The organism is Labrys sp. LIt4, assembly GCF_017813775.1.
GTDB classification, from domain to species: domain Bacteria; phylum Pseudomonadota; class Alphaproteobacteria; order Rhizobiales; family Labraceae; genus Labrys; species Labrys okinawensis_A.
This window is the reverse complement of sequence record NZ_JAGIPY010000008.1, coordinates 149,307-172,060: the sequence shown is the minus strand read 5'-3', so window position 1 is coordinate 172,060 and position 22,754 is coordinate 149,307. Positions and strand designations below refer to the sequence as shown.

Below are 22,754 nucleotides of genomic sequence, written 5' to 3'. Positions count from 1 at the left end.
CGTGAAACCGAGGCGCGAAGGCGTCGACCGTCACGGGAATGCGGAGGGACGGCTTCCGTTAGCCGGGCAGGTGGCAAACCGCCTCGATATTATGGCCATCCGGATCGAGCACGAAGGCTGCATAGTAGTTTGGATGGTAATGGGCGCGAATGCCCGGCGCGCCATTGTCGCGCGCACCGGCAGCCAATGCAGCGGCATGAAAGTCCTCGACGGCTTTCCTGCTTTTCGCGACAAAAGCAATGTGAAAGCTGCCTTCCCGGGCCTCGCCATCGCCGATCCAGAACTGGGGTCGCCCGTCCTCGCCATAGCCGCAATGGGCATTGCTGCCGGTCATCTCTCGTGTGACCTCCATTTGCACCGAATAGCCGAGCGGAGCGAGAACCAGATCGTAGAAGGCGCGGGAACGTCGATAGTCACGAACAGGAAAACCAAAATGATCGATCATCGCATTCTTCCCAAGCAGTGGCTGTGGTGATCGAGGGCTGGCGCCGCGCTATCGCCTAGACCGCAAGGTGCCGATCGTAGCGCGTACCCAGGCTGGTGAGTATCTCATAACCGATCGTGCCGGCACGTCGGGCCACCTCGTCGACGGGCAGATGCGGCCCGATCAATTCAACCCAATCACCCCGTTTGACCGTGCCGGACGGCAAATCCGTCACGTCAATCGCCGTCATGTCCATCGAGATCCGCCCGGCGATGAGGCAGTACTTGCCCGCGACGAAGGCCACCGCCGTGTCGAAATCGTCGGAGGAAGACCCCGAGCGCAGATAGCCATCGGCATATCCGATCGCCACCATGGCGATGCGCGCAGGCCGGCGGCTCGTCCAGGTCGCACCATATCCGACATATTCGCCCGGCAGCACTTCGCGGACCTGCAGGACCTGGGCCGCAAGAGTGATCACCGGCCGCATCGGATTGGGCCGGCCGGGCTGGGGATTGGAGCCATAGAGCGCCACGCCGGGCCGCAGCAGATCATAGCCTATATCAGCCGGCAGGAAGGTACCGTAAGAATTGCAGAGCGAGGCGGGGACATCCGGATAGAGCGATCTGACGCCGGCAAAAGCCTCGAACTGCCTCGCATTGAGCGGATGTTCGGGCGTGTCGGCGCAGGCGAGATGGCTCATCAGCAGGGAAGGCCTGAAGAGCTCTCCCTCCGCGGCCAGGGTCTGGGCTTCGTCGACGCGGAGCCCGAGCCGGGACATGCCGGTATCCACGTGCAAGGCGGCGCCTCCCTGCCAGCCGGTGGCGGCAACGAAGGCGGACCATTCCCGCAATTCCTCGAGCGAGCCCAAAGCGGGCCTCAGAGCGTTCGCCGCAAACCTGTCGCCATGGCCCGGCGCAAGGCCGCTCAGGACATAGATCGCCGCATGCGGAGCGAGTTTTCGGACGCGAATGCCTTCGTCGATCTGGGCCACGAAGAAGGTACGGCAACCCGCCTGGGTGAGGGCGGGTACGACATTATCGATGCCCAGGCCATAGCCATCGGCCTTGACCACGGCCGCGCATTCGGCCTTTGGCCGCTGCTGTCCGCAGCGCCGCCAATTGTCGGCAAGGGCATCGGTGTCGATGGTCAGGCGGGCATAAACGGGAGGCAGGGAATCGCTCATGCGCGGACCATAGGGCTGACTTGAAGCCGGCGGAAGGCGGAGCGGCAAATATTGCGCTCCGCCCCCCGCGGTCTATTCGCCGGTCTGTATCGGCAGGTGATCGGTACGGGCAAGATTGCCGAAACGGGTGACGTCGGCGTCGAACTGAACCTTGACGGTGCCGGTCGGACCGTGGCGCTGCTTGCCGATGATCACTTCGGCGACACCGGCCAGACTTTCCATCTCGGCCTGCCACTTGAAGAACTCCTCGGTGCCTTCCTTGGGCATCTTGTTCTTCACGTAATATTCCTCGCGGAACACGAACATCACCACGTCGGCGTCCTGTTCGATCGAGCCGGATTCACGCAAGTCCGACAGCTGTGGGCGCTTGTCGTCACGCGATTCCACCTGGCGCGAAAGCTGGGACAGGCCGATGAGCGGCACGTTCAGTTCCTTGGCCAGCGCCTTGAGACCCGTTGTGATCTCGGTGATTTCCTGCACGCGGTTTTCACTGCCCTTCTTGCCCGAGCCGGTGAGCAGCTGAATATAGTCGACGATCAGGAGATCGAGGCCGCGCTGGCGCTTCAGGCGGCGCGAGCGTGCGACCAGCTGGGCGATGGAGATGCCACCGCTGTCGTCGATATAGAGCGGCGTCGTCTGCATGTCCTGGCTGGCGGTGACGAGACGGCTGAACTCATCCTCCGAAAGGTCTCCGCGCCGGATCTTGTAGGAAGGCACGTTGGCCTGCTCGGCCACGACGCGCGTGGCGAGCTGTTCCGCCGACATTTCCAGGGAGAAGAAGCCGACCGAGCCGCCATCGATGGTCTTGCGCGAACCGTCGGGCTGGATCTCGAACTTGTAGTTCTTGGCGACATTGTAGGCGATATTGGTGGCAAGCGACGTCTTGCCCATGCCGGGACGTCCGGCGAGCACGATGAGATCGGAGGGCTGTAGCCCGCCCATCATCCGGTCAAGATCGTCGAGGCCAGTGGACAAGCCTGACAACTGCCCGTCGCGCTGATAGGCGGCGGACGCCATGTCGATGGCATCCTTCAGCGCATCCGAGAAGGTCGCGAACCCGCCTTCGTTGCGCCCGGTCTCGGCGAGAGCGAACAGCCGGCGCTCCGCCTCCTCGATCTGGTCCCCGGGTGTCATGTCGACAGGAGCGTCATAAGCGACGTTGACCAGCTCCTCCCCGACCTGGATCAGGGAGCGTCGGAGCGCGAGATCGTAGATGATCTGGCCATAGTCGGCCGCGTTGATGACCGTGGTGGCCTCGGTGGCAAGGCGAATGAGATACTGCTGAGTGGTGAGCCCGCCAATGTCCTGGTCCGGCCCGAGAAAGGTCTTCAGCGTGATCGGCGTCGCCATCTTGCCCGCACGCACCAGGCTCGAGGCGATTTCGAAGATCCTGCGATGGAAGGGATCGAAGAAATGCTCGGGCAGCAGGAAGTCGGAAACCCGGTAGAACGCCTCGTTATTGACCAGAATGGCACCGAGCAGGGCCTGTTCGGCCTCGACATTGCTGGGAGCCTGCCGGTAGGTCACGGCTTGCCCGGTCTCGAGCTTGTGTACGGTGGCTTCGACAGGTGTGGACATCAGGCTCTTGGAATCGTGATTCGTCGGGCGGCAAGCTTAGCACGCCGGCCGCCCCCCTTGGCCTTCGATCGGTAATTCACAGTGATTCACAACCCGGACAAAATAAAAGCCGGGCGACAAGCGCCCGGCCCTTGATCGTGTCGAATGGCCGAGAATCAGACCTCGGGCTGCTCGCCGGTACCGGGAACGCCGGGGATCTCGATGTCCTCGGGGTTCTCGAAGGTGTCTTCGTCGTCTTGCGGGGCCAGCACGTCCTCGCCGCGGATCTGACGCTCGGCTTCTTCGGGCGAGCGGGCGATATTGGCGGTGATGGTGACTTCCACCTCCGGGTGCAGGTGGACGAGCACCTTATGAAGGCCGATCGTCTTGATCGGGGTGTTCAGCACGAACTGCGAGCGGGCCACGGTGAAGCCGCCGGCGGTCGAGGTCTCAGCGAGATCGCGGGCTGTGACCGAGCCGTAGAGCTGGCCGGTCTCGCCGGCCTGGCGGATCAGCGTGAAGGTCTGGCCGTCAAGCTTGGCGGCAACGGCCTCGGCTTCTTTCTTGAGCTCGAGGTTGCGGGCTTCGAGCTGCACCCGCTCCTTCTCGAAGCGCTCCTTATTGGCCTTGGTGGCGCGCAGGGCCTTGTTGTTGGGCAGCAGGAAGTTACGGGCATAGCCGTCCTTCACCTTCACCGTCTCGCCCATCTGGCCGAGCTTGGAAACGCGCTCCAGCAGAATGACTTCCATGTTTGTCTCCTTTGTTCGTCTATCGGGGGGTACTGGGGGTATTGGAGCGGTCGCTGAAGCGGCCGCGCAGATTGAAGAGAGTTTCGATCAGGCCGAGCACGATCATCAGCGGCAGCGCGAGCCAGGACAGGACCACGCACAGCAGATAGGCCAGAGCCAGGATCAGGGGACGCATGGCGCCGCCGCGGGTAAGGAAATGCAACACGGCAAAACCCTGGATCAGGAAGGCGCCGAGCAATGCCGCCAGCAACAACTGCCCGGCAAAGCCGACCGTGCCGGAAAGCAGGGAAATCGCACAGGTGACCGCCACCAAGCCCAGCGACCAGGTCGGCAGGAGGAGTTCAGCCGCGATGTCGGGCCAGGGCCGCGGCAGCCGGCCGGAGATCAGGGCGATACGTGCCGACAGCCAAAGGCCGCCAAGATTGGATACTGTTGTGAACAGGGCCGCGAGCGGCAGCAGGATCACGCTGAAAACCTGCAGCAACGCCTCCGGATCCACGCCGTCCTTGGCGGGAATGGGTTGATCCTTCGATCCGCCCATCATGATGCGAACGGCCTGCATCAAGTCGGTACGCAGATTGGCCAATGCCTGTTCAGGAGTCGAGCCGAGTGCCAGAATACCAAAGAACGTCCCCGCCATGCCCAGCACGGCAGCGACGATCGCCAGAGTACCGAGCGGGAGAGGGGCGCGATCACCCGCCCTGTCGCCGAAGCCGGCGACCGCGAGATAAGCCAGGCCCCAGGCAGGCAAGGCGCGGGAAACGCCGAACTGCAGGGCAAGTCGGAACCGGGAGGCATCGGGGGATTGGGCGTCAAGGCCCGAGGTGACCAGGGCCAGCACCGCCATGGCGGCGATAGCGGCGGCGAGGCCGGCGCGGTATCCCCAGCACAACGTAGCCAGGGTGATCGGCAGCGCGGACAAGACCGATAGCAGGACGCCGAAACCAGAGCCGCTCGCGGGAGCGAGCGTCAGGATGGCTGCAGCAAGGCCGGCACCGAGGCCGATCGGAATATCGCGTTGCATCGTCGAGCTGTCCCGCTGTCGCGGTTAGAGGCCTTGCCGTGAAGACCCCAGCCATGGCCGAACTATCCGGCTGACTGTGTTGGAGAGGGGCGGCGAGGCACGTGAACGCCTCGCCGCAGAAGCATCAGCCGATCACGTAGGGCAGCAGGCCCAGGAAACGGGCGCGCTTGATGGCCTGAGCCAGCTCACGCTGTTTCTTGGCCGAAACCGCGGTGATACGGGAAGGAACGATCTTGCCGCGCTCGGAAATGTAGCGCTGCAGGAGCTTGACGTCCTTGTAGTCGATCTTCGGCGCATTCGGGCCCGAGAAGGGGCAGGTCTTGCGGCGGCGGAAGAAGGGACGGCGTCCAGGTGCGGTAGCCATGATCACTCTTCTCCCTGCTGCTCGTCCGAGGAGCCTTCGAAGCGGTCACGGCGCGGACCGCGGTCATTGCCGCCGGAACGGGGACCGCCGCGGCCGCCACCGAAGCCGAAGCCACGGTCGTCGTCGCGACGCTCGTCGCGATCGGACTTGCGCAGCATGGCCGACGGACCTTCCTCGAGTTCGTCGACGGAAAGGGTGAGGAAGCGCAGAATGTCTTCGGAGATCGACATCTGACGCTCGACTTCCGCCACGGCCGCATGCGGCGCGGTGATGTTCAGCAGCGTGAAGTGAGCCTTGCGGTTCTTCTTGATGCGATACTGCAGGGACTTGACGCCCCAATATTCGGTCTTGCCGACGGTGCCGCCATGCGCTTCGATGACACCCTTGAACTGGGCGGTCAGCGCTTCGACCTGCTGGGAGGTCACGTCTTGGCGAGCCAGGAAGACATGCTCGTAATTCGGCATGAGATGGCCTGTCCTTTGGTTACAACGCGTCGTGGTTGTCACGTTCGCCTGGCGCGAAGCCCCTCGTGACCCGGCAGGCCGTCGAGGAATGTCTTAAGAGGGCGAAGACACGGGATGCAGGAACCCTGGGGTTCCACTGCGCGAGCGCAGCCATCCGTTCAGCCTCCGGCCGAAGCGAAGCCGGGTGCATACAGAGTTTGCCGCATCAGCGCAAGGACTAAGTTGTCTATACCAGGTGCAGGCCACCGTCGCATGCGATCACGGTGCCGGTGACATAGCTGTTCTCGACCAGGAACTGAACCGCATGGGCGATCTCGTCAGCGTGACCGACCCGGCCGACCGGCAGTATCTCCCGCTGTTCGCGGAAAAGATCGTCCTTGAAGCTCGCGGGAAAACGATCCCACCAGGGGGTATCGACCACGCCAGGGGAAACGGCGTTTACCCGGCTCGGCTTCAATTCACGCGCGAGGCTTCCGATCATGGCTTCGATTGCCCCATTGATGGCGCCGAGGCCGGCGGTCCCGGGTCGGGCGATCCGGGCAGAGATCGCGGTGATGAAGGTGATGCTGCCTCCCGCCCGCAGATGGGCTGCTCCTGCCTGCGCCGCCTGGATCTGCGGCCAGAACTTCTCCTCGAAACCGGCTCTCAGGCTTTGAAGGTCGAGCTCGGCCAGGAGACCGGCTCCCTGGCCGCCACTCAGAGCCAGGATCAGGTGGTCGATGGGTCCCATCCGGTCGAAAAACTGCTCGAGTGCGCTGCGCTCTCGAGCATCGAAGGCCGCAATCTCAATGGCATGGCCGGCCGTCGCCGCCCGCAACTTGGCGAGATCGCGCCCAGTGGCGACAACCTCGGCCCCGGCAAGGCTCAGACGAAGTGCGGTGGCGAGGCCGATGCCCGACGAGCCGCCGATGACGATGATCTTTTGCCTGCTGCGTTCCATGGTTGCTCTCCGGTGCTGCAAGGCCCAGTCCGCCTTGCCTTGTTTCGGGCACAAGCCTAGGAATTGCTTGATTATCATTCAAATCGTTTGGATTTATAATGACTATCATCGATAGTGATTTAAGGAGGCTGGATCTCAACCTTCTCCTGGCCTTCCATGCCCTCATGAAAGAGCGTAACGTCACGCGCGCCGCCGAGAGGCTGTGCATCGGCCAGCCGGCGCTCAGCGGCGCACTCAAGAGACTGCGGTCGGCTTTCAACGATGAATTATTCATTCGTACGCGACAGGGCATGACGCCCACGCCTCGCGCCGTCGAACTCGCCGGCGCGATCGATCCCTTGCTCTTCTCTTTACAGCAGGCCCTTCACCGTAAACCCAGTTTCGATCCCGGTACGGCCGAACGGGTCTTTCGCATCGGGCTCAGCGACGCCCTCGAAGTGGCCTTGATGCCCAAGCTGGTCGAGCAATTCGCGCATAAGGCGCCGGGTATCAGGCTGATATCCTCCTTTACGGATCGAACGCGCGCTTCGTCCATGCTGGACGCGGGCGAAATCGACCTCGCGATCGGCGTCTTCGACGAGGCATCCGCCTGGCATCGACGCCATGCCTTGTTCGACTGGACCTTCGTCTGCGTCTTTGATCCCCGTCACATCGCCTTGCCCGGGGGTCGTCTGACATTGCAGGACTATCTGGCCTATCCGCACCTGCTGACCTCCTTTAGCGGCGAATTGCATGGCTTCATCGACGAAAAACTCGAAGGGCTGGGGCGTAGACGCAACGTGCTGTTCGCCAGCCGTAACTTTGCGACCAATCCCCTGATCGTCCGACAGATGGCCGCTTTCGCCACTGTGCCGTCCTTTGTCGCCGATGCCTGGACCGAAACCTTGCAGCTTTCAACCGCCAGCCTGCCTTTCGAAAGCCTGACCACGCAAGTCAGCCTGCTATGGACGGCCATCAGCGATGCTGACGCCGGCCTTGCCTGGCTGATCGCACAATTCGAGCACCTCTACGGACGCGGCGCCGCGCGATCCTATTGAGGCGATCAGGTTTTCGCGGATGTCAGGATCGAGGCGATGACAGCGGTCGTAAGCGCCGCGAAGGTGATGGCCATGGTCAGCACATTGTCGAACTCGCCAATGAGGCGTTCGTAGAAAATCACGACGCCGATAAAAACCAGCAGCGCCGCCAGCGCGACCTTCAGATAGCGAAATTTGGCGATGAGCGCGTCGATGACGAAATAGAGCGCCCGCAGGCCGAGAATGGCGAAGATGTTCGAGGTGTAGACGATGAAGGGGTCCTGCGTCTGGGACAGCACCGCCGGAACGCTGTCCACGGCGAAGACGATGTCCGCCACATTGATCACGGCGAAGGCGGCGAACAGGGGCGTCGCGTGCAGGACGGGGTTGCCGTCACCATCGGGCAAACGAACGAAGAAGCTCTCACCGGCAATCTTCGTCGTCATGCGCATATGGCGCATGAACCAGGCAACCGCCCGGTTGCGCTCGAGGTCCATCTGTTCGTCCCCGCTGCGAAGCATGCGCAACCCGGTCACGATCAGAAAGAGACCGAACAGATAGAGTACCCAGGCAAATCGCGCCACGATCGCCGCGCCCAAACCGACGAAGACGGCCCTGAGGATGACGGCGACGACGATGCCCCAAAAGAGAACCCGGTGCTGATATTGGCGAGGCACGCCGAAAAAGGCGAAGATCACCGACATCACGAAGACATTGTCGATCGAGAGCGACTGCTCGAGCGCATAGGCGGTGAAGAACAGCGATCCTTTCTCCGCCCCGAAATACAGCCACGCGCCGCTGCCGAACATGGCGGCCAGGCCGGCGTAGGCCATGGTCACGGCAATCGACTGGCCAAGCGACAGAACCGGAATGCGGCGATTGAGATAGCCCAGATCGAAGACGAGAATGCCGGCAATGGATGATGCGAAGATCGCCCAGAACCAGGGCGGCGCTCCCAGCATGTCGGTGGACGCCAGAGAAAGTTCCGACCATTCCATGGATCGCGCGCTCGTTTCTGATTCCGGCTCGGCGATGTGGGTGGTTCATCCAGTGTCGGTGCCGGGGAGGGGATGTGTCAATCGCCGAGTCGCCCCCCGCAGGCACGTGACGGCGGCCGTGCCGGCTCGGAGGTTCTTGTGGGCACTCCCGGCGGAGGGTGAAAATATTCTAGCGCCGACGTTGTGTGGCGATATGATGACGCTCCTTCAGTAGAGAATCCGAGCAGCGTTGGCCTCATCACCTCCAATACCTTCCGGCAATCCGATAACCCCGCAGCAGAAGCGGCTGGCTTTCGGTGTGCATCTGTTTACGGCCAGCGGCGTGCTGTGGGGGTTCCTTGCCCTGATAGCAGCTGTCCAGCACGATTGGCGTACGATGTTCGCCTGGCTGGCGCTTGCCCTGTTCGTGGACGGCATCGACGGCACGATTGCCCGCAAGATCAACATCACCGAAGCCTCGCCCCGCTGGTCCGGCGTCGCTCTGGATCTGATCATCGACTACCTGACCTATGTCATCGTTCCGGCCTATGCCCTCTACAGTTCAGGCATGCTCGGCGGTGCGAACAATGTGCTCAATCTCCTCGCCATGGCGGTGATTCTTCTCACCAGCGCGATGTATTTCGCCGACAACGAGATGAAGACGGAGGACGCATGGTTCAAGGGCTTCCCGGCGGTGTGGAACCTGATCGTGTTCTATTTCTTCCTGCTCAGCCCGGCCGAGCCGACGATCCTTTCCATGACGATCATCTTCCTGGTGGTGCTGGCACTCGGCCTGACGACGTTCGCTTCCTTCGTGTTCGTGCATCCGCTGCGGGTGGCCAAGCTGCGCATGCCCACGCTGGTCCTGCTGGTGGTATGGTCGGTGCTGGCGATCAAGGCGATCTGGGAGAATGTCGACCCGGCCCCTTGGGTCACCTGGGGGCTTTGCATCATTGGTATCTATTTCCTGATCCTCGGATATTTCCGCACGGCGCCGGTTCATGACCGCATGGCCGGATGATGAGGCCCGGCCCCGTTCACGCCACGTTCGGCGGCGCTGGACATCATCGCGAGTGTCGGTAACATCGTCGGGCGGCCAGTGCCGAGCCGTGATGCATGCCGCATGAAGGCACCCCTCCGTTTCATGTTTTGATTTCAACGACAGGTATTTGCCATGCCCGCAGCCATTCGCGTTCACCGGACCGGCGGCCCGGAGGTTCTGACCTATGAGGAGATCGCTACGCCACTGCCCGCCCCAGGCGAGGTCCTGCTTCGCCAGCATGCCTGCGGCGTGAACTATATCGATACCTATTACCGGTCCGGCCTCTACAAGGCGCCGTCCCTGCCTTTTATCCTCGGCGCGGAGGGGGCGGGGGAAGTGGTCGCAATCGGCGAGGGTGTGAGCGAATTCAAGCCTGGCGACCGTGTCGCCTATGCCGGCGCTATCGGCAGCTATGCCTCGGAGCGCACCTATCCGGCCAATCGGTTGGTGCCCCTGCCGGAAGCGATTTCCTATGAGCAGGCAGCCGGCATGATGCTCAAGGGCATGACGGCGCAATATCTGGTCCGGCGCACTTTCAAGGTATCAGCCGGGCAGACGGTGCTGGTGCATGCGGCCGCGGGCGGCGTCGGACTGATCCTGTGCCAATGGGCCAAGGCGCTCGGCGCGATGGTGATCGGCACGGTGGGCTCGGAAGAAAAGGCGGCCCTGGCGCGCTCCAACGGCGCCGACCACACCATTCTCTATCGCAGCGAGGACTGGGTGAAGCGCGTGGCCGACATTACTGACGGCCGCAAATGCGATGTGGTTTATGACGGAGTCGGCAAGGACACTTTCCCCGGCTCGCTCGACTGTCTGAAGCCGCTCGGCATGTGGGTTTCCTTTGGCAACGCCTCCGGCCCGGTCGAGCCGGTTCCCATGCTGCTCCTGTCCCAGAAGGGCTCGCTCTTCGCCACCCGCCCGACACTGGGAACCTATGTCGCCGAACGCGCCGATCTACTGGCGACAGCTGGCGACCTGTTCGAGACTGTCGCTTCCGGCAAGGTGAACATCCCGGTCAACCAGCGCTACCGGCTCGAGGACGCCCGCAAGGCGCATGAGGAGCTGGAAGGACGGGGCACGACGGGATCCTCGATCCTGTTGCCCTCGTCGTAAAGCTGCGATTTTCCCCTGGATGGATTTTGCAGTGTCGACGCCTTCGTCGCCGCTCGCCGCACGCATGCCATGTTTTCCGGCTCCAGAGCCTTCGGTAAGAGTCACGAATAACCCTTTGAAAGACAAATCGAAGAATGCTGTTGGCACCGGGAGCGCCAGGGTGGCACCGGGGGGCGGAATGGGCTAAAGCGTTTGGCGATTTAATGGAATCACTGAGAATCGCCAAAGCGTTTTGCGATTTGAATGGACGACTTCAGATCGCAAGGACGCGTCGAAACAAGGAGCTGGAGCAAATTGGCGTTCACGCTTGAAGGCCCTTTGCTTTAGGACGCGTCGAGAACGAAGAGCGTGAGCAAGAAGCGTTTGCCAAAACGTGACTTGGTCATGAGGACGCCGCAGAATCGGTTTGAGGCCGTGCATTGACTGACGAAAACGACAAGAGACCGGATGACGGGGAACCGTCCGACATCCGCTCGACTTCCATCACCGACGAGATGAGGCGCAGCTATCTCGATTACGCCATGAGCGTGATCGTGAGCCGCGCTCTGCCGGACGTGCGTGACGGCCTGAAGCCAGTCCATCGGCGCATCGTGCATTCCATGTACGAGAACAACCACACGCCCGACCGCAAATACGTCAAGTCGGCAAACATCGTCGGCGCCGTCATGGGTCAGTATCATCCCCATGGCGACCAATCGATCTATGACGCCCTGGTCCGCATGGCCCAGCCCTTCTCCATGCGCCTGATGCTGGTAGACGGGCAGGGCAATTTCGGCTCGGTGGACGGCGATCCTCCGGCGGCGATGCGCTATACAGAGTCGCGCATGTCGAAGGCCGCCGTGGCGATGATCGACGACATCGACAAGGACACCGTCGACTTCCAGGAAAACTATGACGGCACCAAGGAAGAGCCGACGGTTCTGCCGGCACGTTTTCCCAACCTGCTCGTCAACGGCGCCGGCGGCATCGCCGTGGGCATGGCCACCAATATTCCGCCCCACAATCTGGGCGAGGTGATCGACGGCTGTCTGGCCTATATCGACAATCCGGCCATCACCATCGACGATTTGATGGAACTGATACCGGGGCCCGATTTCCCGACCGCAGCCACCATCGTCGGCCGTTCCGGCATCCGCTCGGCCTACAACACCGGGCGCGGTTCGATCATCATGCGTGCAAGCGCCACGATCGAGGAAATTCGCAAGGATCGCGACGCCATCATCGTCACTGCCATTCCCTACCAGGTCAACAAGGCAACGCTGCAGGAACGCATCGCCGAACTGGTGCGCGAGAAGCGGATCGAGGGCATTGCCGAAGTGCGGGACGAGTCGGACCGCCAGGGCATGCGCCTGGTCATCGAGCTCAAGCGAGATGCGGTCGGCGAAGTGGTGCTCAACCAGCTCTACCGCTTCACCTCGCTGCAGACCAGCTTCGGCGCGAATATGGTGGCACTGAACGGCGGCCGCCCCGAACTGCTCAACCTCAAGGACATGATCTCGGCCTTCGTCGACTTCCGCGAGGAGGTGATCAGCCGCCGCACCAAATATCTGCTGAGCAAGGCGCGCGACCGCGCCCATATCCTGTGCGGCCTTGCCACCGCCGTCGCCAATATCGACGAAGTGATCCGCATCATCCGCACCAGCCCCGACCCGAACACGGCCCGCGAGGCCCTGATGGGCCGCGACTGGCCGACGGGCGACATCGCGCCGCTGATCCTCTTGGTCGACGATCCCAAGCACCCGATGAACGAGGACGGCACCTACCGCCTCTCGGATGCCCAGGCCCGCGCCATCCTGGAACTGCGCCTGGCTCGCCTCACGGCTCTCGGCCGCGACGAAATCGGCGACGAGTTGCAGACGCTGGCCGACCAGATCCGCGATTATCTGGATATTCTCCGCTCCCGCGCCCGCATCATGGCGATCGTCCGCACGGAGCTCGAGGAAATGAAGGCGCTGCATGCCACGCCGCGCCTGACCGAAATTCTCGATTCGGATGCCGATTTCGAGGACGAGGACCTGATCCAGCGCGAGGACATGGTGGTGACCGTGTCCCATGCCGGCTATGTCAAGCGTGTGCCGCTCTCCACCTATCGGGCGCAGCACCGCGGCGGCAAGGGCCGCTCCGGCATGCAGACCAAGGAAGAGGATTTCGTCACCTATCTGTTCGTGGCGAATACCCATACGCCGGTGCTGTTCTTCTCCTCCAAGGGGCGTGTCTATAAGGAGAAGGTCTGGCGTTTGCCTCTGGCGGCGCCGCAGGCCCGCGGCAAGGCCTTCATCAACCTGCTGCCGATCGAGGCGGACGAGCGTATCACCTCGATCATGCCGCTGCCCGAGGACGAGAACCAGTGGGCGACGCTGCACATCATGTTCGCAACATCGTCCGGCACGGTACGGCGCAACGACCTCAGTGACTTCGTCCAGGTCAACCGCGCCGGCAAGATCGCGATGAAGCTGGAAGAGGGCGAGCAGATCCGGGACGTCTCGATCTGCACCGCGGCCGACGACGTGCTGCTCACCACAGCGCTGGGCCAGTGCATCCGCTTTCCCGTGCCTGACGTGCGTGTGTTCAAGGGGCGTGACTCCATGGGCGTGCGCGGCATCAAGCTGGAGGGCGAGGACACCGTCATCGCCATGGACATCATCGCCCATCGCGAGATTTCTCCCGAGGAGCGGGCTGCCTATTTCAAGATGCGGCGCGCCGTGGCCGGCGAAATCGAGAACGGCGACAATGGCGTCGAGGAGGCGGAGGAGACGGGCGAAGCCTCGGTGGAAATCTCCACTGAGCGTTATGCACAACTCTCGGCCGAGGAGCAGTTCATCCTCACCATTTCCGAAAATGGTTATGGCAAGCGCTCTTCGTCCTACGAGTATCGCATCACCGGCCGCGGCGGCAAAGGCATCGTGGCCATGGCCGTCAACCAGCGCAACGGCAAGCTGGTTTCCTCCTATGCCGTCGAGCACAGCGATCAGATCATGCTGGTGACCGATGGCGGCCAGCTCATCCGCTGTCCCGTGGATGGTATCCGCATCGTCGGCCGCGGTTCGCAGGGCGTGATCGTCTTCAACACCGCCGAAGGGGAAAAGGTCGTCTCCGTCGAGCGCGTCAGCGATGAAGGTGACGAGGACGAGGAAGGCGGCGAGGAATAATCCCAGCAAAAAAAGCGGCACCCGCGAAGGGTGCCGTTTGTAAGTTCCGGAAGGGCTTTGCGATCAGCCGAACCGGCGGTCTTGGAGGGAGGAAGCCTTCGCATCACCACTGGTTGCGGGCGATGCGAGGGATAATGGGGATCACTGCGGCAGCTTGGTCTTGACCAGCGTGGTCTTGCCGGTTTCCTGGTAGACCTGGATCAGCGTCACCGGCGGCATCGCCTGCTTGGCAGCGGCGTCGCCTGCGCAGGCGGCAATGATTGAATTCTTGCTGCAATCGGCAGCGAGGGATGCAACGTTCAGCCTGTCGCCGCGGCTGGCGGCAACCTGCTGGGGCTGCATGCGGGCCACGTCGAGAAGAGAGGCGGCGGCGAGGGCGAAGAGGCTTGCACCGATTGCCAGGGCTGGGCGAAGGGTTGTCATAGCCATGCATCCTATCAGTTCAGGTATGTCTCAACCTTGTTTGATCACTTATGACCTATTAACCATGATGCGACCGTGACTCGCCGTGCGCTTTCGCACACGCTGTCCTCGCGGGGCCCGCTTTGCGCGGGAACGGCGGTGGAAACGAGAATAGCGAGGGCCATGTGCATCAACCGTTCTGGGGTCAGAATTATCCGTTGAACTGCAAATTCCGGGGCATTTCGCTTGAACTGTGTCGTGCCTCAGTCAATGCGGAGTCGGCCAGAAAGTTCCCTGGACGGGCGATCATGGCGGTGATTTTCAAGTTCCGGCAAGCCGGCCTCGCCACCGTGATCGGCAGCAAGTGTACCAAAACGAAACATTTCGGCTGCCTGGATATTCGGCTTAAGCCTTTACAATGAGAGAGCCATGATCTCAGCCCACACCACGCCCAGGACGGCCTTCTACGCCGGCTCCTTCGACCCCCTGACCAACGGCCATGTCGATGTCATCCGGCATGCCGCGGCCGTGGCCGATCGGCTGGTGGTCGCCATTGGCGTTCATCCGGGCAAAGCACCCTTGTTCACTGCCGAAGAACGTATGGACATGATCCGCGAGGATTGCGGCCCGTTGCTCGGTTCCGACCGGCTGGACGTGGTTACCTTTGCCGATCTTGCCGTCGATGCGGCACGGCGTGTGGGAGCAACCTTGCTGATCCGCGGCCTCAGGGACGGCACCGATCTCGATTATGAAATGCAGATGGCCGGCATGAATGCCGCCCTGGCACCCGGCGTGCAGACCGTCTTCCTGCCGTCGTCGCCGATCGTGCGCCCTATCACCGCCACGCTTGTGCGCCAGATCGCAGCCATGGGCGGCGACGTTTCCGGATTCGTGCCGGCGGGCGTGCTGCGGCGCCTGAAGGCGCGGTTCGCCAAATCGAAGCCCTAGGGGCAAAGCGCGTTTAGACGGAAACGCTCGTCTGCTCTAACTCTTTGGTTCGACGCGTCCTTGCGATTCCTGGCGTGACCGCCAAATCACAAAACGCCTTGGAGCAAAATCCCGCAATCCATTCCGTCTTCGAGGGAGACAATCCTTGCTTCGTTTTCTTTCCGCTTTGGCCGTGATGATCGGTCTCTTCGCCGTCACCCCTGCCCAGGCTGCTCAGGCCGATGCCAACACGGTCTATCTCGACACCCAGTACGGGCGCGCCACCATCAAGCTGCGTCCCGATCTCGCGCCCAAGCATGTCGAGCAGATCAAGGCGCTGGTGAAGCGCGGCTTCTACAACGGCGTCGTCTTCCATCGCGTCATCGAAGGCTTCATGGCGCAGACCGGTGATCCCACCGGCACCGGCACCGGCGGCTCGGACCTGCCCGACCTCAAGGCGGAGTTCACCAACAAGGCCAAGTTCGTGCGCGGCGTGGTCGGCATGGCCCGCTCTTCCGACCCGAATTCGGCGAACTCGCAGTTCTTCATCATGTATGCTCCGCAGGCCAGCCTCGATGGCCAATACACCATCGTCGGCGAAGTGGTGTCGGGCATGGAAGCCATCGACAAGATCAAGAAGGGTGATGCCAGCGACAACGGCATGGTCAGCAACCCTGACAAGATCATCAAGATGCAGTTGGCCAAGTAAGAACTGTTATCCCGTGCGCATTGCAGCATGAAATGGCGCAATGCAGACGCGGGACCGCGCTCCAAAATAATGCGCATCTTACGGTTCCGGATCTGGGCAGCGGCACTTCGCGCCGCGGCGCGCCCGGGATGACAATGAGAATTCGCCAATTGCAAGAAGGCCGGCCAGAGACTATCTAGCCGTCATTCCACTCCGCTTTCCGATAGAAAGGAGCGTGCCGATGGCCGCTGATCCCGAAAACACGATCGTCATGGAAACCACGCAGGGCCGTGTCGTCATCGAACTGCGCCCGGACCTCGCCCCTCAGCATGTCGAGCGCATCAAGCTGCTCGCCCGCGAGAAGTTCTATGACGGCATCGTCTTCCATCGCGTGATCGATGGCTTCATGGCGCAGGCCGGCTGCCCCGATGGCCGCGGCACCGGCGGCTCCAAGCATCCGAACCTGCCGGCCGAGTTCAACGACGAGTCGCATGTGCGCGGCATCTGTTCGATGGCCCGCTCCTCGATGCCGAACTCCGCCAACTCGCAGTTCTTCATCGTGTTCGACAACGCCAAGTTCCTCGATCGTCAGTACACGGTCTGGGGCAAGGTCGTGGAAGGCATGGAGAATGTCGACAAGATCAAGCGCGGCGAGCCGGTGGTGAACCCCGACAAGATCGTCTCCATGCGCGTTCAGGCCGATATCGCCTAAGCACGTTCTGAGGCAAGAGATCGGGCATCACCGGAGAAATCCGGTGGTGCCCATCATGTTTTCGACGTCATTGCGAGTGCAGCGAAGCAATCCAGGCTCGGCGCTTCACGATCTCCGGATTGCGTCGCTTCGCTCGCAATGATGTCCCACTGGCAAAGCAAGACCAGATTGTCTGCCCGAACGTTGACCATGCGCGTTTCCGATTTCGATTTTCATTTGCCGCCCGAAAATATCGCGCTTCGCCCCGCCGAGCCGCGCGATCGGGCGCGCCTGCTCGAAGTCGATCCTGCCGGCAACACGCTCGCCGATCGCATCGTATCCGACCTGCCGACGCTGCTGCGTCCGGGCGACATGCTCGTCTTCAACGACACCAGGGTCATCCCCGCCAGGCTCGATGGCCTGCGTCGCCGCCCGGGCGGGGCAGGGGCCGCCATAGAGGCGATGCTGCACCAACGCCTCGGCCCGGCCCGGTGGAAGGCTTTCGCCCGGCCCGGCAAGCGCCTGGCCGTGGGGGACACCATCGAGTTCGGCGAAAATCTGAGTGCCGATGTCGAGGAGAAGGGTGAAGGCGGCGAGGTCACGCTGCGCTTTTCGCTCGAAGGCGCTGCACTCGACATTGCGATCGCCATGGTCGGCCACATCCCGCTACCGCCCTATATCGCGTCCAAGCGCGCGGACGATGCGCGGGACCGCGAGGACTACCAGACCATCTATGCCAAGGCCGACGGCGCCGTCGCCGCCCCAACTGCCGGCTTGCATTTCACCCCCGACCTGTTCGCCAGGCTGGACGCAGCGGGAATAGCCCGGCATTTCGTCACGCTGCATGTCGGCGCCGGCACGTTTCTGCCGGTGAAGGGCGAGGATCTTTCCGAACACAGGATGCATGCCGAGTTCGGGATCGTGACCGCCGAAACGGCGCAGGCGCTCAATGCGGGCAGGGCGCGGGGAGGGCGCATCATCGCCGTTGGCACCACCTCGCTGCGACTGCTCGAAAGCGCCGCAGCGCCGGACGGCACGCTGGAGCCCTTCGCCGACGAGACCTCGATCTTCATCACGCCGGGCTATCGATTCCGCACGGCCGATGCCCTGATGACCAATTTCCATCTGCCGCGCTCGACGCTGATGATGCTGGTCTCGGCCTTCGCTGGCTACGACACCATGAAGGCGGCCTATGCCCACGCCATCGCCGATGGCTACCGCTTCTATTCCTATGGCGATGCCAGTCTGCTATGGCGGGCGCCATGCTGAAAACTCCTGAAACGACGACCGCCGGCGAGGTCTCCTTCGCCATCCATGCCACCGAGGGTACGGCTCGCACCGGCGCCCTGCATCTGGGGCGCGGCAGCGTGCGTACGCCGGCTTTCATGCCGGTCGGTACCGCCGGCACGGTCAAGGCGATGTATGTGGACCAGGTCAAGGATCTCGGTGCCGACATCATTCTCGGCAATACCTATCACCTCATGCTGCGCCCCGGGGCGGAGCGGGTGGCCGCCCTTGGCGGCCTGCATGAATTCTCGCGTTGGCAAGGCCCCATCCTCACGGATTCAGGCGGTTTCCAGGTGATGTCCCTGGCGGGACTACGCAAACTCGACAAGAACGGCGTCACCTTCAGGAGCCATATCGACGGTTCCCATCATCGTCTCACGCCGGAGCGCTCGGTCGAAATCCAGACCCTGCTCGATTCCGACATCATCATGCAGCTCGACGAATGCGTGCGCCTGCCCTCGACCCGCAAGGATATCGAGCGGGCCATGCGGCTGTCGCTCGATTGGGCCGAGCGCTCGAAGCGCGCCTTCGGCACCCAGCCCGGCAAGGCGATCTTCGGCATCGTGCAGGGCGGCGACATTCCCGATCTGCGTATCGCCTCGGCCGAGGCTCTCTCGAGCATGAATTTCCCCGGCTATGCCATCGGAGGCCTTGCCGTCGGCGAACCGCAGGCCGTGATGCTGGACATGATCGAGACCGTCGAGCCGCATCTGCCGCGTGAAAAGCCGCGTTATTTGATGGGCGTCGGCACGCCGGACGACCTGATCGAAAGCGTGTCGCGCGGCATCGACATGTTCGATTGCGTGATGCCGACGCGGGCAGGACGTCATGGCCTGGCCTATTCGCGCTTCGGCAAGGTCAATCTCAAGAATGCCCGCCATGCCGAGGATCCACGTCCCCTCGACGAGGCCTCGTCCTGCCCTGCCGCACGCGACTACAGCCGCGCCTATCTGCATCATCTCACCAAGGCCAACGAGATCCTCGGCATGATGCTGCTGACCTGGATCAACCTGGCCTACTACCAGGATCTGATGGCCGGCATGCGCGCCGCCATCGCCGAGGGGCGCTTTGCTGATTTCAAGGCCAAGACCAAGGAAAACTGGGCGCGGGGCGACATCGCCAAGCTGTAGAACCCCTTCCCGGGTGCGCGGACGTCACAGCGACATGCGTGCATGTCGCGCCGTCCGCCTCTTTCTTCTCCCTGGCGAGTCGCTTTCAAGAGCGGACGAGACTTCCCCGCGGCCGGGAAGAAATCATTGCCGTCGACCTTTGATCCATATACCCTACCCCCCTATGCTATAGAGGTTGTCATGAGCCATACGATCCAAGAAAAGGCCAAGCTGCTGGCGCGGGTTCGTCGCATCAGGGGGCAGGTGGAGGCCATCGAGCGGGCGCTCGAGAATGAACTGGGCTGCGATCCCATCATGCACATGCTGGCCGGGGTGAGGGGCTCGGTGGCCGGCATGATGGCGGAAGTCATCGAGGACCATGTCCGTGACCACATCATGGCGCCCGGACTCGACGAAGCGGGCCGCCGCGAAGCCGCCGAACATCTGATCGATGTCGTCAGGAGTTACCTGAAATGACCATGCCGACCGCCAATGCTCCCTTCGAGCACAGCCATGTCTTTCTCGGCGCCGACCATGATTCCAATGAACGCCGGACCTGGGCCGTCATCATCCTCTGCGTGGCGACCATGGGCGTGGAAATCGTGGGCGGCGCCATCTACGGCTCGATTGCCCTGATGGCGGATGGCCTGCATATGTCGACCCATGCCGGCGCCCTGCTCCTGACGGCTCTGGCCTATCGCTACGCACGCCGGCACGCTTTCGATCGGCGCTTCACCTTCGGCACCGGCAAGGTCGGCGACCTCGCCGGCTACACGAGCGCCGTCATCCTGGCGATGATCGCGCTGCTGATCGCCTATGAAGCGGTGATGCGCCTGCTGGCCCCGGTTCCGATCGACTATGGCCAGGCGATCGTCATCGCCGTGCTGGGCCTGATCGTGAATATCGTCAGCGTGTGGCTGCTCAACGGGGGCAGCCATCACCACCATCATCATCACCCGCATGGCCATGCACACGATCATGGCGGCCATCACCATCACGATGAAAAGCGCCGTCTTTCGACGGCTGGCGGCGCGCTCGAACTGCGCATCTTCGAGGACGGTGTTCCGCCGCGTTTCCGCCTGCACGCTCCGCATGGCTTCATGCCGGCTGCCGATAGGATTGGCCTGGAGACCATCCGGGAGGACGGCACGCGACAGCACTTCACCTTCGCCAATCACGGCGCCTATTTGGAATCACGGGAGGAAATCCCCGAACCCCATGCCTTCGCCGTCAGGCTCGATCTCGGTGACGAAAAGCTGACCACCGCCTTCGCCGAACCCCATAGCCATGGCGGGCACCATGACAACAACATGCGTTCCGCGATTGCCCATGTCATGGCCGACGCAGCGGTTTCCGTATTGGTGATCGTGGGTCTCCTGCTCGGTTTGGTGGCCGGTTGGGGCTGGATGGACCCGGTCGCCGGCCTGGTCGGCGCCGCCGTAATCCTCAGTTGGTCCTATACGCTGATCCGCGACACCGGCGGCATCCTGGTCGACATGCTGCCCGACCGCCGGATGGCGGACGCCATGCGCCGGACGATCGAAGCGGAGGGCGACACGGTCGCGGACCTGCATCTGTGGCGGCTCGGCCCGGGTCATCTCGGGGCCATCCTGGCGATTGCCTCGGCCCATCCCCGTGAACCTGACTTCTATCGCGGCAAGCTGGCGATGTTTCCTTCGCTCTCGCATGTCACGATCGAGGTTCAGCCGAAAGCGCATGCGGCTGCCTGAGGTAACGCGCCGATCACGATCGCGCACATCGATTTTACCGACGATCTTACGCGATCGTGAGAAACATCGACCGCGGCACGGGCGTATAAGGGGGTAAGTCCACGCCCATCGACCAGGGAAGATCATGCTGATCCGCCACGCCCCCGACCTCACCGAGGCCCATGTCACGCCGAAGCAGGCCTATGTCGACCGCAGGCATTTTCTCGCCGGCATCGGAGCCGCTGCCGGTGCAGCCCTTCTGCCGGTCTCCGCCGAGGCGGCCAAGCTGTCGGGAGCCAAGAGCGTCTATTCCACCGACGAGAAGCAAACCAGTCTGGAAGACATCACCAGCTACAACAATTTCTATGAATTCGGCACCGACAAGGCCGATCCGGCCACCTATGCCGGCAAGCTGACCACGACGCCCTGGAGCGTCAAGGTCGATGGGCTCGTCAACAAGCCGGCGACCTATGCGCTGGAGGATTTCGTCAAGCCCTACCGCCTCGAAGAGCGCATCTACCGCCATCGCTGCGTCGAGGCTTGGTCGATGGTCATTCCCTGGCTCGGTTTCGCGCTGGCCGACGTGATCAAGAAGGCGGAACCGCAGGGAAGCGCCAAGTTCGTCGCCTTCGAGACGCTGGTGCGCCCCTCGGAGATGCCGGGCCAATCGGCTTTCTTTCCGGCCCTGAAATGGCCCTATGTCGAAGGGCTGCGCCTCGACGAAGCCCTCAATCCGCTCACCATACTCGCCGTAGGCCTCTATGGCGAAACACTGCCGAACCAGAACGGCGCGCCGCTGCGCCTGGTCGTGCCGTGGAAATATGGTTTCAAGGGCATCAAGTCGATCGTGCGCATCAGCCTGGTCGAAAAGCAGCCGCCCACCTCGTGGAACCTGGAGAATGCGAGCGAGTACGGTTTCTACTCCAACGTCAATCCTGAAGTCGATCATCCGCGCTGGAGCCAGGCGAGCGAGCGGCGCATCGGTGCCGGTCTGCTGGCCGGCCGGCAGCCGACCCTGATGTTCAACGGTTATGGCGATCAGGTGGCCTCGATGTATGCCGGCATGGATTTGAAGGCCTATTACTGATGCAGCTCACGCGCGCCAGCCTGCAAGCCGTACTCAAATGGCTCATCTATATCGTCGGCATGCTGCCGGCCGTCTGGCTGTTCTATCTCGCCTTCACCGGGCGCATCGGCGCCGATCCCGTGGCCCAGCTCGAATGGGGGCTGGGGCTGTGGGCCCTTCGCTTCCTGATCGCCTGCCTCTGCATCACGCCGCTGCGCCAGCTTCTGCGCATCAACCTCCTGCGCTACCGGCGCGCGCTCGGTCTGGTGGCCTTCTACTACGTCCTGCTGCATCTGAGCGTCTGGCTCTGGCTCGACCGCGGGCTCGATCTGCATGCCGCCGTTCAGGATATCCTGCGCCGGCCCTACATCACCATTGGCATGGCCGCCTTTGTCCTGCTCGTCCCCTTGGCGCTGACGTCCACCAACTGGTCGATCCGCAAGCTCGGCGGGAAGGCCTGGTCGAAACTGCACAAGCTCGTCTACCCCGCCATCGCACTCGGGGCCCTGCATTTCATCATGATCAAGAAGGTCTGGCTGATCGAGCCGCTGATTTACGCCGCGATCGTGCTTTTGCTGCTCGCCTGGCGCCTGGTATGGCCGCTGATCGGCAACCGTCGCCCGAGCGCAAGGCGGGTTGCCTCGACGTAACTAAGGCAACCCGCACATCGGATCCGGCTCACCACGGCCGAAAAAATCGGTTGCCTCGACGCGAATCTCCCCCTATTTTGCCCTTCCCGGTTCACACTCAGCATGAGGGAGAATTGCATGACCACAGTTCTGATTCTCGCTCACATGTCGAACGTTCGGCCGTATGAGATCCTGACGCGTTAGGTTGCGTCTTTTCCGCCGAAAACCCCTCCGGGTCATTTTC

The 22,754-nt window shown here is 62.5% G+C and carries 23 protein-coding genes; 13 read left to right on the top strand and 10 right to left on the bottom strand.

Translation table 11 applies throughout. From position 1 onward, the window contains the following. Window positions 1-58: 58 nt before the first annotated feature. From J8I29_RS16780 to J8I29_RS16745, 8 genes are all read right to left on the bottom strand, one after another. Window positions 59-445 (bottom strand): VOC family protein, encoded by a 387-nt coding sequence (locus J8I29_RS16780; RefSeq protein ID WP_209432523.1) that lies wholly within the window; start codon window positions 443-445, stop codon window positions 59-61. Window positions 446-500: 55 nt separating this feature from the next. Beyond that, complete coding sequence (alr, locus tag J8I29_RS16775) at window positions 501-1,607, bottom strand: alanine racemase (RefSeq protein ID WP_209432522.1); 1,107 nt, start codon at window positions 1,605-1,607, stop codon at window positions 501-503. A 72-nt stretch (window positions 1,608-1,679) separates the two neighbouring features. Further along, a complete protein-coding gene (locus J8I29_RS16770; protein ID WP_105863111.1) occupies window positions 1,680-3,185 on the bottom strand; it encodes a replicative DNA helicase in 1,506 nt (501 codons plus the stop codon). A gap of 155 nt (window positions 3,186-3,340) precedes the next feature. After that, window positions 3,341-3,913: a 50S ribosomal protein L9 gene (rplI, locus tag J8I29_RS16765; protein WP_105863112.1), complete on the bottom strand. Its 573-nt coding sequence runs from the start codon at window positions 3,911-3,913 to the stop codon at window positions 3,341-3,343. 19 nt (window positions 3,914-3,932) lie between these two features. Continuing rightward, a complete protein-coding gene (locus J8I29_RS16760; protein WP_209432521.1) occupies window positions 3,933-4,937 on the bottom strand; it encodes a hypothetical protein in 1,005 nt (334 codons plus the stop codon). A 124-nt stretch (window positions 4,938-5,061) separates the two neighbouring features. Then, window positions 5,062-5,301 carry a 30S ribosomal protein S18 gene (gene rpsR / locus J8I29_RS16755; protein ID WP_068295067.1) on the bottom strand — a complete coding sequence of 80 codons (240 nt, stop codon included), beginning with the start codon at window positions 5,299-5,301 and terminating at the stop codon, window positions 5,062-5,064. Window positions 5,302-5,303: 2 nt separating this feature from the next. Further along, entirely contained in the window at window positions 5,304-5,765 is a 462-nt protein-coding gene (gene rpsF / locus J8I29_RS16750; protein ID WP_105863114.1) for a 30S ribosomal protein S6, read from the bottom strand. Between the two features lie 226 nt (window positions 5,766-5,991). Then, window positions 5,992-6,705, bottom strand: coding sequence for an SDR family oxidoreductase (locus J8I29_RS16745; protein WP_209432520.1), 714 nt, complete (start codon window positions 6,703-6,705; stop codon window positions 5,992-5,994). Window positions 6,706-6,803: 98 nt separating this feature from the next. Between J8I29_RS16745 and J8I29_RS16740 the strand changes: the two genes are divergently transcribed. Continuing rightward, on the top strand, window positions 6,804-7,742 hold the full coding sequence (locus tag J8I29_RS16740) for a LysR family transcriptional regulator (RefSeq protein WP_209432519.1): 939 nt from the start codon (window positions 6,804-6,806) through the stop codon (window positions 7,740-7,742). A gap of 5 nt (window positions 7,743-7,747) precedes the next feature. Here J8I29_RS16740 and J8I29_RS16735 read toward each other — a convergent pair whose 3' ends face one another. Then, window positions 7,748-8,719 (bottom strand): TerC/Alx family metal homeostasis membrane protein, encoded by a 972-nt coding sequence (locus J8I29_RS16735; RefSeq protein WP_209432518.1) that lies wholly within the window; start codon window positions 8,717-8,719, stop codon window positions 7,748-7,750. A gap of 229 nt (window positions 8,720-8,948) precedes the next feature. Here J8I29_RS16735 and J8I29_RS16730 point away from each other — a divergent pair, with 229 nt between their 5' ends. The 3 genes from J8I29_RS16730 to gyrA all read left to right on the top strand — a co-directional run bounded on the left by J8I29_RS16730 (window position 8,949) and on the right by gyrA (window position 14,002). Next, on the top strand, window positions 8,949-9,719 hold the full coding sequence (locus tag J8I29_RS16730; protein ID WP_245197076.1) for a CDP-alcohol phosphatidyltransferase family protein: 771 nt from the start codon (window positions 8,949-8,951) through the stop codon (window positions 9,717-9,719). A gap of 153 nt (window positions 9,720-9,872) precedes the next feature. Further along, entirely contained in the window at window positions 9,873-10,853 is a 981-nt protein-coding gene (locus J8I29_RS16725; RefSeq protein WP_209432517.1) for a quinone oxidoreductase, read from the top strand. Window positions 10,854-11,272: 419 nt separating this feature from the next. Then, window positions 11,273-14,002, top strand: a complete 2,730-nt coding sequence (gyrA, locus tag J8I29_RS16720) for a DNA gyrase subunit A (RefSeq protein WP_209432516.1) — start codon at window positions 11,273-11,275, stop codon at window positions 14,000-14,002. Window positions 14,003-14,143: 141 nt separating this feature from the next. On the opposite strand, the gene J8I29_RS16715 is transcribed toward gyrA, so the two are convergent. Beyond that, window positions 14,144-14,425 (bottom strand): hypothetical protein, encoded by a 282-nt coding sequence (locus tag J8I29_RS16715; RefSeq protein ID WP_105863120.1) that lies wholly within the window; start codon window positions 14,423-14,425, stop codon window positions 14,144-14,146. A 408-nt stretch (window positions 14,426-14,833) separates the two neighbouring features. Here J8I29_RS16715 and coaD point away from each other — a divergent pair, with 408 nt between their 5' ends. The 9 genes from coaD to msrQ all read left to right on the top strand — a co-directional run bounded on the left by coaD (window position 14,834) and on the right by msrQ (window position 22,531). After that, on the top strand, window positions 14,834-15,352 hold the full coding sequence (gene coaD, locus J8I29_RS16710) for a pantetheine-phosphate adenylyltransferase (RefSeq protein ID WP_209432515.1): 519 nt from the start codon (window positions 14,834-14,836) through the stop codon (window positions 15,350-15,352). Window positions 15,353-15,527: 175 nt separating this feature from the next. After that, window positions 15,528-16,040, top strand: a complete 513-nt coding sequence (locus tag J8I29_RS16705) for a peptidylprolyl isomerase (RefSeq protein ID WP_181161215.1) — start codon at window positions 15,528-15,530, stop codon at window positions 16,038-16,040. Window positions 16,041-16,260: 220 nt separating this feature from the next. After that, the gene (locus J8I29_RS16700) at window positions 16,261-16,731 is read left to right on the top strand and encodes a peptidylprolyl isomerase (protein WP_068295034.1); all 471 of its coding nucleotides are present in this window, start codon (window positions 16,261-16,263) and stop codon (window positions 16,729-16,731) included. 189 nt (window positions 16,732-16,920) lie between these two features. Next, window positions 16,921-17,979, top strand: a complete 1,059-nt coding sequence (gene queA / locus J8I29_RS16695) for a tRNA preQ1(34) S-adenosylmethionine ribosyltransferase-isomerase QueA (RefSeq protein ID WP_209432514.1) — start codon at window positions 16,921-16,923, stop codon at window positions 17,977-17,979. Beyond that, complete coding sequence (tgt, locus tag J8I29_RS16690) at window positions 17,973-19,127, top strand: tRNA guanosine(34) transglycosylase Tgt (RefSeq protein WP_209432513.1); 1,155 nt, start codon at window positions 17,973-17,975, stop codon at window positions 19,125-19,127. The genes queA and tgt overlap by 7 nt, the downstream gene beginning before the upstream one ends. A gap of 180 nt (window positions 19,128-19,307) precedes the next feature. Next, a complete protein-coding gene (locus tag J8I29_RS16685) occupies window positions 19,308-19,583 on the top strand; it encodes a metal/formaldehyde-sensitive transcriptional repressor (protein ID WP_105863124.1) in 276 nt (91 codons plus the stop codon). Next, window positions 19,580-20,836 (top strand): CDF family Co(II)/Ni(II) efflux transporter DmeF, encoded by a 1,257-nt coding sequence (gene dmeF / locus J8I29_RS16680; protein WP_209432512.1) that lies wholly within the window; start codon window positions 19,580-19,582, stop codon window positions 20,834-20,836. Before J8I29_RS16685 ends, dmeF begins: the two co-directional genes overlap by 4 nt. A 124-nt stretch (window positions 20,837-20,960) precedes the next feature. Beyond that, complete coding sequence (gene msrP, locus J8I29_RS16675; protein WP_209432511.1) at window positions 20,961-21,902, top strand: protein-methionine-sulfoxide reductase catalytic subunit MsrP; 942 nt, start codon at window positions 20,961-20,963, stop codon at window positions 21,900-21,902. Then, window positions 21,902-22,531: a protein-methionine-sulfoxide reductase heme-binding subunit MsrQ gene (gene msrQ / locus J8I29_RS16670; protein ID WP_209432510.1), complete on the top strand. Its 630-nt coding sequence runs from the start codon at window positions 21,902-21,904 to the stop codon at window positions 22,529-22,531. The genes msrP and msrQ overlap by 1 nt, the downstream gene beginning before the upstream one ends. The last annotated feature ends 223 nt before the right edge of the window (window positions 22,532-22,754 follow it).